At 53.9% G+C, this 15,279-nt stretch carries 9 protein-coding genes, 2 tRNA genes and 3 rRNA genes; 3 read left to right on the forward strand and 11 right to left on the reverse strand.

Annotated features, from left to right (window positions below; genetic code table 11):
• Positions 1–21 precede the first annotated feature (21 nt).
• Genes bcsE through bcsG form a run of 3 tightly spaced genes read left to right on the forward strand, consistent with a single transcriptional unit; the run spans position 22 to position 3,447 of the window.
• Positions 22–1,584, forward strand: a complete 1,563-nt coding sequence (bcsE, locus tag BFV63_RS21070) for a cellulose biosynthesis c-di-GMP-binding protein BcsE (RefSeq protein ID WP_048241681.1) — start codon at positions 22–24, stop codon at positions 1,582–1,584.
• A complete protein-coding gene (gene bcsF / locus BFV63_RS21075) occupies positions 1,581–1,775 on the forward strand; it encodes a cellulose biosynthesis protein BcsF (protein ID WP_003861172.1) in 195 nt (64 codons plus the stop codon). Before bcsE ends, bcsF begins: the two co-directional genes overlap by 4 nt.
• Positions 1,768–3,447 carry a cellulose biosynthesis protein BcsG gene (gene bcsG, locus BFV63_RS21080; RefSeq protein WP_023315007.1) on the forward strand — a complete coding sequence of 560 codons (1,680 nt, stop codon included), beginning with the start codon at positions 1,768–1,770 and terminating at the stop codon, positions 3,445–3,447. Before bcsF ends, bcsG begins: the two co-directional genes overlap by 8 nt.
• Before the next feature lie 35 nt (positions 3,448–3,482).
• On the opposite strand, the gene birA is transcribed toward bcsG, so the two are convergent.
• From birA to pepQ, 11 genes are all read right to left on the reverse strand, one after another.
• Complete coding sequence (birA, locus tag BFV63_RS21085) at positions 3,483–4,445, reverse strand: bifunctional biotin--[acetyl-CoA-carboxylase] ligase/biotin operon repressor BirA (protein ID WP_003861169.1); 963 nt, start codon at positions 4,443–4,445, stop codon at positions 3,483–3,485.
• Positions 4,442–5,470 carry a UDP-N-acetylmuramate dehydrogenase gene (gene murB / locus BFV63_RS21090; RefSeq protein WP_048241679.1) on the reverse strand — a complete coding sequence of 343 codons (1,029 nt, stop codon included), beginning with the start codon at positions 5,468–5,470 and terminating at the stop codon, positions 4,442–4,444. The genes birA and murB overlap by 4 nt, the downstream gene beginning before the upstream one ends.
• 134 nt (positions 5,471–5,604) lie before the next feature.
• Positions 5,605–5,720, reverse strand: a 5S ribosomal RNA gene (gene rrf, locus BFV63_RS21095).
• Positions 5,721–5,792: 72 nt separating this feature from the next.
• Positions 5,793–8,696: ribosomal RNA gene (locus BFV63_RS21100) — 23S ribosomal RNA — on the reverse strand.
• A gap of 180 nt (positions 8,697–8,876) precedes the next feature.
• Positions 8,877–8,952 (reverse strand) — tRNA-Ala (locus tag BFV63_RS21105).
• Positions 8,953–9,057: 105 nt separating this feature from the next.
• Positions 9,058–9,134 (reverse strand) — tRNA-Ile (locus BFV63_RS21110).
• A gap of 70 nt (positions 9,135–9,204) precedes the next feature.
• Positions 9,205–10,746 (reverse strand): 16S ribosomal RNA (locus BFV63_RS21115).
• Together the 16S, 23S and 5S rRNA genes with 2 tRNA genes alongside form the textbook arrangement of a ribosomal RNA operon.
• A gap of 358 nt (positions 10,747–11,104) precedes the next feature.
• Entirely contained in the window at positions 11,105–11,647 is a 543-nt protein-coding gene (gene hemG, locus BFV63_RS21120; RefSeq protein ID WP_048241678.1) for a menaquinone-dependent protoporphyrinogen IX dehydrogenase, read from the reverse strand.
• A gap of 10 nt (positions 11,648–11,657) precedes the next feature.
• Positions 11,658–13,109 (reverse strand): Trk system potassium transporter TrkH, encoded by a 1,452-nt coding sequence (gene trkH / locus BFV63_RS21125; RefSeq protein WP_022649737.1) that lies wholly within the window; start codon positions 13,107–13,109, stop codon positions 11,658–11,660.
• A 41-nt stretch (positions 13,110–13,150) separates the two neighbouring features.
• Positions 13,151–13,765 carry an IMPACT family protein gene (locus tag BFV63_RS21130; protein ID WP_048241676.1) on the reverse strand — a complete coding sequence of 205 codons (615 nt, stop codon included), beginning with the start codon at positions 13,763–13,765 and terminating at the stop codon, positions 13,151–13,153.
• A complete protein-coding gene (pepQ, locus tag BFV63_RS21135) occupies positions 13,765–15,096 on the reverse strand; it encodes a Xaa-Pro dipeptidase (protein WP_048241674.1) in 1,332 nt (443 codons plus the stop codon). The genes BFV63_RS21130 and pepQ overlap by 1 nt, the downstream gene beginning before the upstream one ends.
• Positions 15,097–15,279 lie beyond the last annotated feature (183 nt).

Genomic DNA, 15,279 nt, shown 5'->3' on the forward strand with positions numbered 1-15,279 from the left:
TTCGACGAAAAGAGGGACACCGTGGACTCCATATTTTCTATTGGCATCCAGTCATTATGGGACGAATTGCGCCACATGCCAGTCGGAGGAGTCTGGTGGGTTAATACGGATCGTAATGAAGATGCCATCAGTCTGGTAAACCAGACGATAGCGGCGCAGGGGAAGGATTCCCGCGTGGCCATAATTACGATGGGCGATGAGCCAAAGTCAATCATCAGGCTCGACAGTGACCGTGGACCCCAGACAGTACGATTATTTTCCATGCCTGCGGAGGCTGACAGTCTATACTTTTTACCCCGCGATATTCAGTGTTCTATTGTTCCTGAACACTATTTACTGATTCTAAAATGCTCTAATAACGGCCTGCAAAATATCCCCTCTGAAAAACTGCTGAAATGGCTGGAAAGAATCAACAGATGGGCAAAAAATCAAAATTGCACCTTATTGGTTGTTAACCCAGGCAGTAATAATGACAAGCTTTTTTCACTTTTAATGAGTGAATACCGTTCTCTCTATGGCCTGGCCAGTATTCGTGTCCAGACCGACAGCCATCTTTACGACGTGGCTTTCTGGTGCAATGAAAAAGGGGTGAGCTCCCGACAACAACTTACCCTCAAACATGTCGGGGATGAGTGGCATCTTGCTCAACAGGAAGAGACGGTAGTTCAGCCACGCAGTGATGAAAAACGCGTTCTGAGCCATATTGCGGTACTGGAAGGTGCGCCTGCACTGTCTGAGCACTGGTCACTGTTCGATACCAATGAAGCCTTATTTGATGAGGCGCGCACCACGCAGGCGGCGACCATTATTTTCTCGTTGATCCAGAATAACCAAATCGAAACGCTGGCAAGGCACATTCACACATTACGTCGCCAGCGCGGCAGCGCGTTAAAAATTGTGGTGCGTGAAAATAATACCAGCCTGCGCGCCACCGATGAGCGCTTATTACTGGGCTGCGGCGCGAATATGGTCATCCCGTGGAATGCTCCCCTGTCGCGCTGTCTGACGCTGATCGAAAGCATCCAGGGCCAGCAGTTTAATCGACATGTTCCGGAAGATATCAGCACCCTGCTTTCAATGACGCAGCCGATGAAACTGCGCGGCTACCAGAAATGGGACACCTTCTGCGATGCGGTGGGCAACATGATGAGCAATACGCTGTTACCGGCAGACGGAAAAGGGGTGATGGTTGCCCTGCGCCCCGTGCCGGGTATTCGCGTTGAGCAGGCGCTTACTCTGTGCCGCCCTAACCGTATCGGGGATATCATGACCATTGGCGATAACCGCCTGGTGCTGTTCCTCTCCTTCTGCCGGGTGAACGATCTGGATACGGCGCTTAACCATATCTTCCCGCTTCCTACCGGGGATATCTTCTCGAACCGCATGGTCTGGTTTGAAGATAATTTGATCAGCGCTGAGCTTGTCCAGATGCGTGCCCTGGCTCCTGAAAAGTGGGCGAAACCGTTGCCTGTGACAAGCGGTGCCAAACCGGTTCTGAACGCGAAACATGACGGGCATGTCTGGCGTCGGGTACCTGAGCCGCTACGCTTACTGGATGAGAACAAGGAGAGCGCGCCATTATGAATATCAGCGATATCATCCAACTGGTTGTTCTGTGCGCGCTGATTTTTTTGCCGCTTGGCTACTATGCACGCCATTCCCTGCGCCGTATTCGCGATACGGTCAGATTACTGTTCGTCAAACCTCGCTATATTAAACCCGCCGGAACACTGAGTCGCGCTCCGAACGTCAAGGCAAACCGAAAACATGACTAATTCTACCTATACCTCTTCGGCGCCATCGCCACTCTGGCAATACTGGCGCGGCCTGTCCGGCTGGAATTTCTACTTTCTGGTGAAGTTTGGTCTGCTGTGGGCAGGCTATCTTAATTTCCACCCTCTGCTTAACCTGGTGTTTATGGCATTCCTGCTGATGCCAATCCCGAACCTCAGGCTGCACCGTATACGTCACTGGGTCGCTATCCCCATCGGTTTCGCCCTGTTCTGGCATGATACCTGGCTGCCCGGCCCTGAAAGCATCATGAGCCAGGGCTCCCAGGTCGCAGGTTTCAGTGCGGACTATATGCTCGATCTGGTTGAGCGCTTTATTAACTGGCAGATGATTGGCGCGGTATTTGTCCTGCTGGTCGCCTGGCTGTTCCTGTCTCAGTGGATCCGGGTGACGGTGTTTGTCGTCGCGATTATGATCTGGCTTAACGTCCTGACGCTGACGGGCCCGAGCTTCTCGCTGTGGCCAGCCGGTCAGCCGACGACAACCGTGACCACCACGGGCGGTTCCGCCGCCGCGACCGTCGCGACAGCAGGGGATACGCCTGTGGTTGGGGATATTCCAGCGCAGACTGCACCGCCGACATCCACGAACCTGAACGCGTGGCTCTCCAGTTTTTACGCTGCGGAAGATAAGCGTCAGACGAAATTCCCGGACGCGCTGCCTGCCGATGCTCAGCCGTTTGAGCTGCTGGTCATTAACATCTGTTCTCTGTCCTGGGCTGACGTTGACGCGGCTGGTTTGATGTCGCACCCGCTGTGGTCGCATTTCGATATTCAGTTCAAGGACTTCAACTCGGCCACGTCGTACAGCGGCCCGGCGGCTATCCGCCTGCTGCGCGCCAGCTGCGGACAGCCTTCGCATAAGAACCTCTACCAGCCGGCAGCTAACCAGTGTTATCTGTTTGATAACCTGGCAAAACTGGGCTTTACCCAGCACCTGATGATGGGTCATAACGGTCAGTTCGGTAACTTCCTGAAAGAAGTACGTGAACAGGGTGGCATGCAGGCCCCGCTGATGGACCAGAAAGGGCTGCCGGTTACGTTGCTGGGCTTTGATGGCTCGCCGGTGTATGACGATACCGCCGTGCTTCAGCGCTGGTTAGATACCGTCGGCAAAGAGGAAGGGACACGTAGTGCGACGTTCTATAACACGCTGCCGCTGCACGACGGGAACCATTATCCCGGCGTGAGTAAAACGGCCGATTATAAGGCCCGTGCGCAGAAGTTCTTTGACGAGCTGAACGCGTTCTTCAACGAGCTGGAAAAATCAGGCCGCAAAGTGATGGTGGTGGTAGTACCGGAACATGGGGGAGCGCTGAAAGGCGACAGGATGCAGGTGTCTGGTCTGCGCGATATCCCAAGCCCGTCCATCACTAACGTTCCGGCCGGGATTAAGTTCTTTGGCATGAAGGCGCCGCATCAGGGAGCGCCAGTTGAGATCACCCAGCCAAGCAGCTATCTGGCTATCTCGGAACTGGTCGCTCGCGCAGTAGACGGTAAGCTGTTTGTGGAAGATAGCGTGAACTGGGATCAGCTCACCAGCGGGCTGCCGCAGACGGCGGAGGTATCGGAAAACGCCAATGCGGTGGTGATCCAGTATCAGAATAAGCCTTATGTCCGACTGAATGCCGGGGATTGGGTGCCGTATCCGCAGTGATGAGCTGCTACACCCTCTCCCCTGTGGGGAGAGGGTTACTCTGCACTTCGTAACGAAATTTCACCGCCCACCCAGGGCTTAATCACACCATCCTGTTCAAGAAGCAACGCACCCTGCGCATCAATGCCGCGTGATGTGCCGTAAATCTCTTTATCCCCAATCAGCAGCTTCACCGGTCGGTTAATAAAGTTATCCAGCTTTTCCCAGCGGGACAGGAATGGCGCTAACCCCTCCTGTTCAAAGAGCGTCAGCGAACTACGCAACTCATTGATCATGCGGACGGCAAGCGTATTGCGATCGATGGTGATCCCCGCTTCCTGTAGGTTGGTCCAGGCCTGGTTCACGACATCGTTCTGCACGTTTCGCATCACCATGTTCAGCCCCGCTCCAATAACGATCTGTGCGGCATCGCCTGTTTTTCCCGTCAGTTCGACCAGGATCCCCGCCAGCTTCCGATCGTTGAGATACAGATCGTTGGGCCATTTTACCCGCACCTGATCGGCACCCAGATCGTGCAGCACCTCTGCCATCACAATGCCGATGACCAGGCTCAGCCCGATGGCCGCAGCTGGCCCCTGTTCAAGCCTCCAGTACATGGAAAGGTAGAGGTTGGCGCCAAATGGTGAGAACCACTTACGCCCCCGGCGGCCACGTCCTGCCTGTTGGTACTCGGCAACGCAGGCATCACCGGATTTCAGCTCGCTCAGGCGATCCAGCAGATACTGGTTCGTCGAATCAATGACCGGCAATACCGCGACGTTACCGTGCCCAATCTGGCTGCGGATGATCTCTTCATTCAGTAACTGGATCGGTTCCGGCAGGCTGTAGCCTTTTCCCGGCACCGTAAACACATCCACGCCCCAGTCGCGGAGCGTTTGAATATGTTTATTGATGGCAGCGCGGCTCATGCCCAGCTGTTCGCCCAGCTGCTCGCCAGAATGAAACTCGCCATCAGCAAGGATACCGATGAGAGTTAACGGAATAGTATTGTCCTTCACGCAATGGTCTCCACGGCATTCACTTCGCCCGTTCGGCCAATAAAGCGAACTTCAGGCTCCAGCCAGACGTTGAATTTTTCGCCCACGCGCTGACGAACATGGTGCGCCAGGTTGACGACATCCTCACTTGTCGCGTTGGACTGGTTGATCAGTACCAGCGCCTGCTGACGATGAACAGCAGCGCCACCAAGAGTAGTACCTTTTAATTCACACTGATCGATAAGCCAGCCTGCGGCCAGCTTCACGCTGCCATCCGCCTGAGGATAATGCGGGGCCGTTGGCCAGCCAGCGAGAAATGCTTTTGCATTTTCGCTGCTGATCACCGGGTTTTTGAAGAAACTGCCCGCATTTCCGTTGACTTTCGGGTCCGGGAGCTTGGTCATGCGCATGTGGCATACGGAATCAAATACCTCACGCGGTGTGACGGTAGCCGGGTCAAGACGGGTCAGATCGCCGTAAGTCAGAACGGGTTTCCAGGCTTTCACCAGGCGCAGACCAACGGCCACAATGACGAAACGATCCTGATAATCGTGCTTGAAAATGCTGTCGCGATAACCAAAGCGGCACTGCTCTGCGGTCAGGCGCTTCGCCGTTCCGGTCGCGAGTTCGATGCAATCGACATATTCGCAGACGTGTTTCAGTTCGATGCCGTAGGCACCGATGTTTTGAATAGGAGATGATCCTGCACAGCCCGGGATCAGGGCCAGGTTTTCCAGTCCGGGCATCCCTTTTTCAAGGGTATATTGCACCAGATGGTGCCAGTTCTCGCCAGCACCCACGTGTAAATGCCAGCTGTCAGCGCTCTCTTTACACTCAATCCCCATGATGCGATTGACGATTACCGTCCCCGCAAAATCATCGAGAAACAGGACATTACTTCCTTCGCCCAGAATAAGTACGGGTTCACCGTTTCCTGTTGCGTTTTGCCATGCATTCAGCAACTGCTGAGCACTTTCGGCACGTACAATTTGATTAGCATTCCGTTGAATACCAAAGGTATTCCAGGGCTTAAGGGAGTGATTCATAGACGCTATCCTGATGCAAAAACCGGGATAGTTTACCGTATATATGGGGGGATAGGTGATTTGTTTATGGAAAGGAAGCAGGTGTAGAAACGCAAAAAGGCCATCCTTGCGGATGGCCTCTTCACTTGTTTGATGCCTGGCAGTTCCCTACTCTCACATGGGGAGACCCCACACTACCATCGGCGCTACGGCGTTTCACTTCTGAGTTCGGCATGGGGTCAGGTGGGACCACCGCGCTAAAGCCGCCAGGCAAATTCTGTTAATCTGTATCAGGCTGAAAATCGTGTCTGTCTCTCGTTCGCCAAAACACCTTCGGCGTTGTAAGGTTAAGCCTCACGGTTCATTAGTATCGGTTAGCTCAACGCATCGCTGCGCTTACACACCCGACCTATCAACGTCATCGTCTTTAACGTTCCTTCAGGAGACTCAAGGTCTCAGGGAGAACTCATCTCGGGGCAAGTTTCGTGCTTAGATGCTTTCAGCACTTATCTCTTCCGCATTTAGCTACCGGGCAGTGCCATTGGCATGACAACCCGAACACCAGTGATGCGTCCACTCCGGTCCTCTCGTACTAGGAGCAGCCCCCCTCAATTCTCCAGCGCCCACGGCAGATAGGGACCGAACTGTCTCACGACGTTCTAAACCCAGCTCGCGTACCACTTTAAATGGCGAACAGCCATACCCTTGGGACCTACTTCAGCCCCAGGATGTGATGAGCCGACATCGAGGTGCCAAACACCGCCGTCGATATGAACTCTTGGGCGGTATCAGCCTGTTATCCCCGGAGTACCTTTTATCCGTTGAGCGATGGCCCTTCCATTCAGAACCACCGGATCACTATGACCTGCTTTCGCACCTGCTCGCGCCGTCACGCTCGCAGTCAAGCTGGCTTATGCCATTGCACTAACCTCCTGATGTCCGACCAGGATTAGCCAACCTTCGTGCTCCTCCGTTACTCTTTGGGAGGAGACCGCCCCAGTCAAACTACCCACCAGACACTGTCCGCAACCCGGATCACGGGTCTACGTTAGAACACCAGCCATTAAAGGGTGGTATTTCAAGGGCGGCTCCACGCAGACTGGCGTCCACGCTTCAAAGCCTCCCACCTATCCTACACATCAAGGACCAGTGTTCAGTGTCAAGCTATAGTAAAGGTTCACGGGGTCTTTCCGTCTTGCCGCGGGTACACTGCATCTTCACAGCGAGTTCAATTTCACTGAGTCTCGGGTGGAGACAGCCTGGCCATCATTACGCCATTCGTGCAGGTCGGAACTTACCCGACAAGGAATTTCGCTACCTTAGGACCGTTATAGTTACGGCCGCCGTTTACCGGGGCTTCGATCAAGAGCTTCGCGTTGCCGCTAACCCCATCAATTAACCTTCCGGCACCGGGCAGGCGTCACACCGTATACGTCCACTTTCGTGTTTGCACAGTGCTGTGTTTTTAATAAACAGTTGCAGCCAGCTGGTATCTTCGACTGATTTCAGCTCCGCCCGCAGGGGCTTCACCTACCTATCAGCGTGCCTTCTCCCGAAGTTACGGCACCATTTTGCCTAGTTCCTTCACCCGAGTTCTCTCAAGCGCCTTGGTATTCTCTACCTGACCACCTGTGTCGGTTTGGGGTACGATTTCGTGTTACCTGATGCTTAGAGGCTTTTCCTGGAAGCAGGGCATTTATCACTTCAGCACCGTAGTGCCTCGTCATCACACCTCAGCGTTAAAAGGTACCGGATTTACCTGGAACCTCCGCCTACATGCTTAAACCGGGACAACCGTCGCCCGGCTGACATAGCCTTCTCCGTCCCCCCTTCGCAGTAACACCAAGTACAGGAATATTAACCTGTTTCCCATCGACTACGCCTTTCGGCCTCGCCTTAGGGGTCGACTCACCCTGCCCCGATTAACGTTGGACAGGAACCCTTGGTCTTCCGGCGAGCGGGCTTTTCACCCGCTTTATCGTTACTTATGTCAGCATTCGCACTTCTGATACCTCCAGCATGCCTCACAGCACACCTTCAACGGCTTACAGAACGCTCCCCTACCCAACAACGCATAAGCGTCGCTGCCGCAGCTTCGGTGCATGGTTTAGCCCCGTTACATCTTCCGCGCAGGCCGACTCGACCAGTGAGCTATTACGCTTTCTTTAAATGATGGCTGCTTCTAAGCCAACATCCTGGCTGTCTGTGCCTTCCCACATCGTTTCCCACTTAACCATGACTTTGGGACCTTAGCTGGCGGTCTGGGTTGTTTCCCTCTTCACGACGGACGTTAGCACCCGCCGTGTGTCTCCCGTGATAACATTCTTCGGTATTCGTAGTTTGCATCGGGTTGGTAAGCCGGGATGGCCCCCTAGCCGAAACAGTGCTCTACCCCCGAAGATGAGTTCACGAGGCGCTACCTAAATAGCTTTCGGGGAGAACCAGCTATCTCCCGGTTTGATTGGCCTTTCACCCCCAGCCACAGGTCATCCGCTAATTTTTCAACATTAGTCGGTTCGGTCCTCCAGTTAGTGTTACCCAACCTTCAACCTGCCCATGGCTAGATCACCGGGTTTCGGGTCTATACCCTGCAACTTAACGCCCAGTTAAGACTCGGTTTCCCTTCGGCTCCCCTATACGGTTAACCTTGCTACAGAATATAAGTCGCTGACCCATTATACAAAAGGTACGCAGTCACACCCGAAGGTGCTCCCACTGCTTGTACGTACACGGTTTCAGGTTCTTTTTCACTCCCCTCGCCGGGGTTCTTTTCGCCTTTCCCTCACGGTACTGGTTCACTATCGGTCAGTCAGGAGTATTTAGCCTTGGAGGATGGTCCCCCCATATTCAGACAGGATACCACGTGTCCCGCCCTACTCTTCGAGTTCACAACCTGTGCATTTTCGTGTACGGGACTATCACCCTGTACCGTCGGACTTTCCAGACCGTTCCACTAACACACAAGCTGATTCAGACTCCGGGCTGCTCCCCGTTCGCTCGCCGCTACTGGGGGAATCTCGGTTGATTTCTTTTCCTCGGGGTACTTAGATGTTTCAGTTCCCCCGGTTCGCCTCGTTAACCTATGTATTCAGTTAACGATAGTGTGTCGAAACACACTGGGTTTCCCCATTCGGACATCGCCGGGTCAAGGGTTCATATCACCTCGCCGGCGCTTTTCGCAGATTAGCACGTCCTTCATCGCCTCTGACTGCCAGGGCATCCACCGTGTACGCTTAGTCGCTTAACCTCACAACCCGAAGATGTTTCTTTCGATTCATCATCGACTTGCGAAAATTTGAGAGACTCGAACACACATGAGCTGTGTGTCGTTTCAATTTTCAGCTTGATCCAGATTTTTAAAGAGCAAAACTTCGCAGTGCACCTTTTCAGGTTCACTCTGAAGTTTTCTTGTGTTCGCAGTAAAAGATGGTGGAGCTATGCGGGATCGAACCGCAGACCTCCTGCGTGCAAGGCAGGCGCTCTCCCAGCTGAGCTATAGCCCCATCGTAGTCACCTCTGTACCGGTAATTTTTGTTGAGGCAAGGCGTGGTGACACGAAGCATACTCAGGTATGTGAGTGTCGCCGCAACGCAGCATCAGCAAAAATTTGGTAGGCCTGAGTGGACTTGAACCACCGACCTCACCCTTATCAGGGGTGCGCTCTAACCACCTGAGCTACAAGCCTGTAGAGGTTTTTTACTGCTGTTTTTCATCAGACAATCTGTGTGGACACTACAAAGGCAGGTTCTTTAAGGTAAGGAGGTGATCCAACCGCAGGTTCCCCTACGGTTACCTTGTTACGACTTCACCCCAGTCATGAATCACAAAGTGGTAAGCGCCCTCCCGAAGGTTAAGCTACCTACTTCTTTTGCAACCCACTCCCATGGTGTGACGGGCGGTGTGTACAAGGCCCGGGAACGTATTCACCGTGGCATTCTGATCCACGATTACTAGCGATTCCGACTTCATGGAGTCGAGTTGCAGACTCCAATCCGGACTACGACGCACTTTATGAGGTCCGCTTGCTCTCGCGAGGTCGCTTCTCTTTGTATGCGCCATTGTAGCACGTGTGTAGCCCTACTCGTAAGGGCCATGATGACTTGACGTCATCCCCACCTTCCTCCAGTTTATCACTGGCAGTCTCCTTTGAGTTCCCGGCCTAACCGCTGGCAACAAAGGATAAGGGTTGCGCTCGTTGCGGGACTTAACCCAACATTTCACAACACGAGCTGACGACAGCCATGCAGCACCTGTCTCAGAGTTCCCGAAGGCACCAAAGCATCTCTGCTAAGTTCTCTGGATGTCAAGAGTAGGTAAGGTTCTTCGCGTTGCATCGAATTAAACCACATGCTCCACCGCTTGTGCGGGCCCCCGTCAATTCATTTGAGTTTTAACCTTGCGGCCGTACTCCCCAGGCGGTCGACTTAACGCGTTAGCTCCGGAAGCCACGCCTCAAGGGCACAACCTCCAAGTCGACATCGTTTACGGCGTGGACTACCAGGGTATCTAATCCTGTTTGCTCCCCACGCTTTCGCACCTGAGCGTCAGTCTTTGTCCAGGGGGCCGCCTTCGCCACCGGTATTCCTCCAGATCTCTACGCATTTCACCGCTACACCTGGAATTCTACCCCCCTCTACAAGACTCTAGCCTGCCAGTTTCGAATGCAGTTCCCAGGTTGAGCCCGGGGATTTCACATCCGACTTGACAGACCGCCTGCGTGCGCTTTACGCCCAGTAATTCCGATTAACGCTTGCACCCTCCGTATTACCGCGGCTGCTGGCACGGAGTTAGCCGGTGCTTCTTCTGCGGGTAACGTCAATCGACAAGGTTATTAACCTTATCGCCTTCCTCCCCGCTGAAAGTACTTTACAACCCGAAGGCCTTCTTCATACACGCGGCATGGCTGCATCAGGCTTGCGCCCATTGTGCAATATTCCCCACTGCTGCCTCCCGTAGGAGTCTGGACCGTGTCTCAGTTCCAGTGTGGCTGGTCATCCTCTCAGACCAGCTAGGGATCGTCGCCTAGGTGAGCCGTTACCCCACCTACTAGCTAATCCCATCTGGGCACATCCGATGGCAAGAGGCCCGAAGGTCCCCCTCTTTGGTCTTGCGACGTTATGCGGTATTAGCTACCGTTTCCAGTAGTTATCCCCCTCCATCAGGCAGTTTCCCAGACATTACTCACCCGTCCGCCACTCGTCAGCGAAGCAGCAAGCTGCTTCCTGTTACCGTTCGACTTGCATGTGTTAGGCCTGCCGCCAGCGTTCAATCTGAGCCATGATCAAACTCTTCAATTTAAAAGTTTGATGCTCAATGAATTAAACTTCGTAATGAATTACGTGTTCACTCGTTGAGACTTGGTATTCATTTTTCGTCCGAGGACGTTAAGAATCCATGTCACTTTGAGTGCCCACACAGATTGTCTGATAAATTGTTAAAGAGCAGTGCCGCTTCGTTTTCGCTGCGGCGCGGGGTGTGCATATTACGCTTTCCCGCTTCAGAGTCAAGCGTTTGTTTTGCTTTTCTCTGCTGACCCGGCGGCTTGCGTGCCGTTGTTCCGTGTCAGTGGAGGCGCATTATAGGGAGTTCTTCTGAAGTGACAAGCACTAAATACAAAAAACTTTTCGTTCGCTCATTTTTCAAACTCAACGCTTATTAAACCCGCGCATCGTCCGTCAAATGCGCAATTTCACGGGCAAAACTGGCGACCTGAGCCCAGTCGGTATAAACCACTTCTTTACGCGTATCCGTTTCCCCGCCCGTCATTTTCATGATCAGGCGGATCATAAAGCGGTCGTACCAGCGGTAACGCGGGTAACGCAGCGCGCCAGCAAAGACAGAACAGATATTGGGCTGCCATGGCGAACTCAGCAAAAACTTACGCGTATAGCTGTTAGTCTGCGGCGTACGCTTCTCTGCTTTACGGGCAACCAGGTTGACCGAGTAAAACGCGCCAGGCAGCTGAGCGAGTTCCGCCGTATGCTTTTTCACAAAGCGATCCAGCGCCGGATGGAAATGGCCGTAACGAATTGAAGCGCCAATGACCACGCGGTCGTAATCCTGCCAGGCAATCTGCTCTGTGCGATTCAGGTTCACCACATCAGAATAAATGCCCAGCTCTTTGAGTTCAGAAGCCAGATATGAAGCAATCTCACGCGTTTGTCCGTCACGCGTTGAGAAAAGAATTAACGTTTTCACCAATGTCTCCTTACTCACGCCAGAATGTTGGGGTAAACAGCACCAGCAGCGTAAAGACCTCAAGACGCCCAAACAGCATATTGGCGATTAAGATCCACTTCGCCACCGGGTTCATACTGGCGAAGTTATCCGCCACGACGCCCAGCCCCGGCCCCAGGTTGTTTAACGTTGCCACCACAGAGGCGAAGGCAGAGAAATCATCCACGCCCGTGGCGATAATCGCCAGCATACTGACAATAAAGACCAGTGCATAAGCGGAGAAGAATCCCCACACCGCTTCGAGGATGCGTTCCGGCAGCGCGCGGTTCCCCAGCTTAATACTGTAAACCGCATTCGGGTGGACCAGACGTTTCAGCTCACGGTTCCCCTGCTTGAACAGCAGCAGAATACGGATCACCTTCAGACCGCCGCCCGTTGACCCGGCACAGCCGCCGATAAACGCAGAGCACAACAGCAGCACCGGCAGGAACAGCGGCCAACGCGCAATACTGTCCGTGGTGAAACCGGCGGTTGTTGCCATCGATACCACCTGGAAGAAGGCCTGGTTCAGGGTCGTGACCGCCGAGTTATAGACATCGTGGAACCACAGTACCAGGGTACAGATGATCACCAGAGTCAGCTGGACGCCAATAAACATCCGGAATTCCGGGTCGCGCCAGTACACCTTCAGGCTCCGTCCGCTAAGCAACGAGAAGTGTAGACCGTAGTTACAGCCTGAGATCAGCAAAAAGATGGCAATGATGGTATTGATTGTCGGGCTGTCGAAGTAGCCGACGCTGGCATCGTGGGTGGAGAACCCGCCGATAGCAATAGTCGCAAAGCTGTGCCCGATGGCATCAAACGCAGGCATCCCGGCAAACCACAGCGCCAGCGCGCAGGCCACCGTCAGCAGGACATAGATAAGCCACAGGGTTTTCGCCGTCTCCGCAATACGCGGGCGCATTTTGTTATCTTTCAGCGGGCCGGGCATCTCCGCCCGGTAAAGCTGCATCCCCCCGACGCCCAGAATCGGCAGGATAGCCACCGCCAGGACAATGATCCCCATACCGCCGAACCACTGAAGCATCTGCCGGTAAAAGAGAATCGCATGCGGGAGCGAATCCAGCCCCACAAGCGTGGTGGCCCCGGTGGTCGTTAATCCGGAGAACGATTCAAAAAACGCATCCGTGACGGTGAGATTCGGTTGTTCGGAGAAGATAAACGGCAGCGCACCCACGCTTCCCAGTACCGTCCAGAACAGGACCACAATCAGAAACCCCTCCCGGGATTTCAGTTCACCTTTCTCACGGCGGTTTGGCCACCACAGCAGGGAGCCAATCGTCAGCGCGACAAAAAAGGTTTGCGTAAATGCACGCCCCGCGCCGTCCCGGTAGATGAGCGCCACCAGTCCGGGAATGATCATTGTCCCGGAGAAAAGTATGACCAGCAATCCAACGATTCGGGTAATGGCACGAAAATGCATCTCTGCCGCTTCCTTAGGTATTCAAAATTGTGAGGTGGGGATTATTCTTCAATCGGCAGTAATTGCAATGAACCGCGACTAAAATCAGCGAGTTTTGCTGAAAAAGCAGCCAGTTCCGCCTGAGGAAGCGCCACGCGTAATTGCACCATTGCCTGATAATCACTCTGTGCGATGACACCGTTAAACTGTTTAAGCAGTGCTTCGATACCCGATAGCTGGGCGTAATCGCATAACAAAGTATATTCCGTAAGTGGCGTTTTGCGGGTTGTTATCAGAAGATTAAGCGCCTGCTGGACACCACCTCCGTAGGCTTTAACCAGCCCTCCGGTGCCTAACAAAATGCCCCCGTAGTAGCGGACCACGACGGCGGTGATTTCACCCACGCCGCTGCCCATCAACTGGGAGAGCATCGGTTTTCCGGCCGTACCCGCCGGTTCACCGTCGTCAGTAAATCCGAGCTGCTGTGAGTCGTCTGGCGGCCCTGCGACCCACGCCACACAGTGATGGCGGGCATCCGGGTGCTGCGCGCGGACGGACTCGACGAACGCCTTCGCCGCCTCCACGCCGTCGGTATGCGCCAACAGCGTGATAAAGCGGCTTTTTTTGATTTCCTCAACAAAGGTGACCGGCTCGGCCGGTATCAGCCAGCTTTCCATCAGGCCAGCTTCAAATCTCGCGTCATGTTCTCAATGCTGTTCTCGTGAATAACCACGTTATCCTCGATACGAATGCCGCCATAAGGCTTCAGCGCTTCAATTTTCTCCCAGTTGAAGTGCTTGCTGAATTGCCCTACGCGCCACGGCGCCAGCAGGGATTCAATAAAGTAGATGCCCGGCTCGATGGTCAATACCATACGCGGCGCCAGAACGCGGGTGCAGCGCAGATAAGGATATTTAGACGGTGCCGCCAGGTGCGTGCCGGTATCATCCTGCATAAAGCCCGCGACGTCATGAACCTGCAAACCCAGCGGGTGGCCGATACCATGCGGCATAAATGGCCCGGTCAAATCGTTCTCAACCATCGCCTCTTCGCTCATGTCTTTGATAATCTGATGCTTACGCAGCAGTTTAGCAATGCGCTGATGGAACTGGATGTGATAATCCACGTAGCTGGTTCCGGCCTTCATGGTGCCAATCAGCGCCAGCTGTTCGTCGTTCACGTCTTTAATCAATTGCGCAAAATCGGTATCCGCATTCGCCGCCCAGGTACGGGTCAGGTCTGCCGCATAACCATTGTACTCAGCCCCCGCGTCCAGCAGGAAGCTACGCATCTCAGCCGGAACCTGATGATCCAGTTTGGTGTAGTGCAGAACCGAGGCATGTTCATTCAGCGCCACGATGTTGCTGTACGGCACGTCGGTATCGCGGTGGCCGGTCGCCGTCAGGTAAGCCTGATTGATATCGAACTCGCTCATACCGGACTGGAACGCTTCGTACGCCGCACGGTGGCCATTCACCGCCGTTTTTTGCGCTTCACGCATGCAGTAAAGTTCGTAGTCGGTCTTGTAGGCGCGATAGTAGTGCAGATAATCCAGCACGCCTTTCGGGTTGAGTTTATCTGCCGGAATATCCAGACCCAGCGCGCGCTCAGGAACCGGACCAATGTAGCCGATGTTGCCGCGCGCCGCTGGCAGCTGGCTGCCTATGCCGTCTGCTTTTGGCAGCGCAATCACGTCAATTTCTTCGGTCCAGAATGAGGTCGGCAGCGGCTCCACGTTGTGCCAGTAATCGACCGGCAGGTAGAACCACAGTTTCGGCTTGTTCACGCCATCCACCAGCAGCCAGCAATTTGGAACCTGCGTGACAGGCACCCAGGCTTTAAACTGCGGGTTAACCTTGAAGGGATAAGCATGGTCATCAAGAAAAGTATTCATCAGCTCGCCGGAGTGGATCAGCAGGGCATCCAGCTTGAAGCGGGCCAGTACATCGCGGGTACGTTCCTGTAGGGTAACGATATGATTTTTATAAAGCGAAGCCAGTGAGTCCATCATTCTTCCTTTCGTTTTTTTGACCTCAAGTCATCGCATCTTAGCACACCTCACTCCGGCTGCGTGATTTCCACCGACCGTGATCAGCGCAGCAATTTCTTAATGACTAATTTGCATTTTATTAACATAAATTCCACACTCCGTTTCATCTGGTATGACCAGATCCAATTGCTGGATTCAGGA

It is taken from the genome of Enterobacter hormaechei subsp. xiangfangensis (assembly GCF_001729785.1).
Classification (GTDB): Bacteria; Pseudomonadota; Gammaproteobacteria; order Enterobacterales; family Enterobacteriaceae; genus Enterobacter; species Enterobacter hormaechei_C.

Bases quoted from the DNA above. Each gene is read 5' to 3' on its own strand.
- bcsF (WP_003861172.1), top strand. From the start codon at position 1,581: ATGAATATCAGCGATATCATCCAACTGGTTGTTCTGTGCGCGCTGATT.
- bcsG (WP_023315007.1), top strand. From the start codon at position 1,768: ATGACTAATTCTACCTATACCTCTTCGGCGCCATCGCCACTCTGGCAA.
- murB (WP_048241679.1), bottom strand. From the start codon at position 5,470: ATGAATCACTCCCTTAAGCCCTGGAATACCTTTGGTATTCAACGGAAT.
- trkH (WP_022649737.1), bottom strand. From the start codon at position 13,109: ATGCATTTTCGTGCCATTACCCGAATCGTTGGATTGCTGGTCATACTT.
- BFV63_RS21130 (WP_048241676.1), bottom strand. From the start codon at position 13,765: ATGGAAAGCTGGCTGATACCGGCCGAGCCGGTCACCTTTGTTGAGGAA.
- pepQ (WP_048241674.1), bottom strand. From the start codon at position 15,096: ATGGACTCACTGGCTTCGCTTTATAAAAATCATATCGTTACCCTACAG.